The sequence below is a fragment of the Bathymodiolus heckerae thiotrophic gill symbiont genome (genome assembly GCF_900128515.1).
Taxonomy (GTDB): Bacteria; Pseudomonadota; Gammaproteobacteria; order PS1; family Pseudothioglobaceae; genus Thioglobus_A.
Genome location: NZ_FQTP01000131.1, coordinates 1 through 2,960 on the forward strand (window position 1 = coordinate 1; position 2,960 = coordinate 2,960).

At 34.8% G+C, this 2,960-nt stretch carries 4 protein-coding genes and 2 pseudogenes; all 6 read left to right on the top strand.

Translation table 11 applies throughout. The features are described 5' to 3' along the window. A partial coding sequence (locus BTHERMOSOX_RS10055; RefSeq protein ID WP_171004689.1) for an IS3 family transposase occupies window positions 1-184 on the top strand: 184 nt, incomplete at its 5' end. A gap of 139 nt (window positions 185-323) precedes the next feature. Then, window positions 324-713, top strand: coding sequence for a VOC family protein (locus BTHERMOSOX_RS10060; protein ID WP_212744654.1), 390 nt, complete (start codon window positions 324-326; stop codon window positions 711-713). Next, window positions 673-1,221, top strand: a complete 549-nt coding sequence (locus tag BTHERMOSOX_RS10065; protein WP_138121029.1) for an NAD(P)H-dependent oxidoreductase — start codon at window positions 673-675, stop codon at window positions 1,219-1,221. Before BTHERMOSOX_RS10060 ends, BTHERMOSOX_RS10065 begins: the two co-directional genes overlap by 41 nt. 199 nt (window positions 1,222-1,420) lie before the next feature. Beyond that, window positions 1,421-2,078 (top strand): annotated as a pseudogene (locus BTHERMOSOX_RS10070) (IS1595 family transposase). Window positions 2,079-2,099: 21 nt separating this feature from the next. Then, entirely contained in the window at window positions 2,100-2,627 is a 528-nt protein-coding gene (locus BTHERMOSOX_RS10075; RefSeq protein ID WP_171004736.1) for an SCO family protein, read from the top strand. Window positions 2,628-2,691: 64 nt separating this feature from the next. Then, window positions 2,692-2,960, top strand: a pseudogene (locus BTHERMOSOX_RS12175) (copper chaperone PCu(A)C); the annotation flags it as partial.

The following is a 2,960-nucleotide window of genomic DNA, read 5'->3' on the forward strand; positions in this document are numbered from 1 at the left end:
TTTTTTTAACACCCTAAAAACAGAGTTAATCAATCAGAAAATTTATCAAACTAGGAAACAAGCAAGCAGTGCTATCTTTGAATATATTGAAGTGTTTTATAACAAAATTAGGCGACATTCAACGATTGATTATTACTCGCCTAATGATTATGAAAAGAGGTTTTATCGCAACAATATTCCCTAACTTAACATTAAGCCTTTAAGGCTTAAGTTAGGGCTTGGAACAAGTTCCAAGTTGGGGCTTTGCTCCTTCGTAGCCTGACCTTGGGTGCAAACCTCAAAAAAGATTATTGATACAGAAAAATAATGCGTAAAATATTAGTTTGGTGTCCAGTCAAGTGGGGGAGCTTCATTTAGACCCCCCTTTTTCTTTTGATGGTTATTGGTTGTATTCACCACAAAACAAGCAAAATGCAATCATTCATATTTTTGGAGAAGAGGCAAGTTTTAATAACTTTTCATCAAAAGCTAACAATGGCTTGCTTGATCATATTGCTTTTTCTAGAGAGGGTTATTCAAATTTTATTCAACATATAACCCATTTAAAAATTTCTTTTGAGGAAAATTTTGTACCCGATTCAAATACGAAACAAGTGTTTTTAAAAGGTCCAGAAAATTTAACAATTGAGATTGATTTTATACAAAGGTTTCTATTATTCCATAGGAGGAAAAATGAACATATTATTAGTTACAGCAGGATACTCAATTTTTGATGCAAAAGGTCAGTTAAATGGTTTTTTGAGTTATTTAACCGATAAAAATTTGAGCGATAAAAATCACAAAGTTAAAATATCGGATGTAACCAAAGAAACGCTAAATATGGACAGGGAGTTAGACAAACTATTATGGGCAGATACCCTTATTTATATCACACCGATTATGTGGTTTAATATGCCAGCCCCTCTTGTTCGGTGGCTTGATGAGGTTTTGCTTTATCAAAAAACCTTTATTATCACTGATGAATATGGCGAAGGTGGTCAAGTCCCAGCAGAAAGCTTTATGATTGTAACAACCTCTAATATGAAAAGCAGTGATTTAGGCAAAGGCTTTGTCTTGAAAAACGCCACACATATTGATGATTTATTACAACCCTTAATAATGACCAATCATTATTTAAGTATTCGCAATCAAATCCCTACTTTTCATGCCGATAATGTCATTGCAGGAAATACCGATTGGATTGAAAAAGTTTACCTTGAACATCTTGATCAGCATTTTTAAAATATTCTGAGACCTTTGTATAAATATGGAGGATTAGCAGAATTCAATTTTTGTCAACTTGGTATTTTTAAAAAAAACTCTGCCCTAGCAAGGCTAAGGCTGGGTTTAAAAAAATGGGTCATGACAACTTAAGCATATTTAAAATCATGTTAAAGTACCGTTATGAAAGTAAAAAAACAAGTATGTAAATCGTTCCCGTATTTCAGAGAAGAAATTTAGAGAAATAATTAAGTATTTTTCTCTTGATTTGAACGCAGTTCAAATCAAGGAATTAACAGGATTGAGCAGACAAACAATCAACAAGTATTTAACCGCTATTAGGCTTAGAATTGTAGAACTATCCATACTTCAATCTGCCTGCCCCACTAGTGGGGCAGATTGAAGTCGATGAAAGCTATTTTGACGCACGGCACGTCCGCGGAAAACGCGGCCGTGGCGCCTTAGGGGAAACCATTGTTTTTGGCTTGCTAAAAAGAGGTGATAAGGTTTATACTGAGATTGTTCCAAACTGCAAAAGTACTACCCTACAAAGGATTATCAAGGGTAAAACTAGTATTGAAAGCATCATTCATTCTGATGGTTGGCGAGGGTATAATGGTTTAGTAGATTTTGACTATAAGAAGCATTTTAGAGTACATCATAGCAAGAATGAATTTGCTCGTGGTAATGCACATATTAACGGCATAGAATCATTTTGGGGTTATGCCAAAACAAGGCTGGTAAAATTTAAAGGAATGAATAAAAATATGTTTAATTTACACTTGAAAGAATGTGAATTTAGATTCAATAATCGCAAGCAAAATCTTTATAAGATTTTGCTTGAAATGTTCAGAAAAGAGTCGCTTAAGTTGTCATGACCCTTTTTTATTACACTGAATGTGAGTGCTGAAATAAATTTACCCGTTTTAAGTGGCGTCGGTGGCAATTTTAATGCTGTTGACAGTAACAATAAAGCAGTGCAATTTAGTGACTACAAGGGTAATGTGGTGGTGATGGGTTATGGTTATACTAACTGCCCTGATATTTGTCCTTTTACTTTGGGTTATTTAAAGAAAGTATACGAAGGGTTGCCCGCGTATGTACGAAAAAAGACCAAAATTTTATTTGTCTCTATTGATCCAGAATACGATACACCGCAACATTTAAAAGAGTTTATGGCACATTTTAATAAGGACTTTATAGGCATAACGGGCAGCAGGGAAAATGTTGACCAAATTGCCGAGCTATTTCAAATGAAATACACCAAAATTGCCGAAGATATTCCAGTTGAGTTTGTCGATTATTGCAGTGTGGTCAAAAAAAGTAATACCCGAAATGCGACTACCAATGTTTATAATCATGGCATCGTTTTATACTTGATTGATACTGAGGGCGATGTGCGAAGCCTTGGCTACGGGCACTACTGAAAAAGAATTTATTGCCAATATACTCTCATTGTTACCAAAACCCATCAAGATTGAGGATTTTTATATGAATCAAGGTGCAAAAAATGCCAGATCAGCTGCTGCTTACGGCAAGATAACTAATATTTCTAATGCAGAAGATGTGCTTATCAGCGTCTCAAGTCCAATAGCAAAACGGGTAGAACTACACCAAACAAGGTGTTTGAAATTGGAGAGACGCTTATGCTAAAGCCGATGTCTTATCATATTATGTTTATGGGCTTGAAAAAGCCTTTAAGTGAGGTTGAGACTGTAGATATTAGTTTAAAATTTAAGAACGCAGGCAATGTTCCAATT

Excerpts from the sequence above, each read along its gene's own strand:
- BTHERMOSOX_RS10065 (WP_138121029.1), top strand. The coding sequence starts at position 673 with ATGAACATATTATTAGTTACAGCAGGATACTCAATTTTTGATGCAAAA.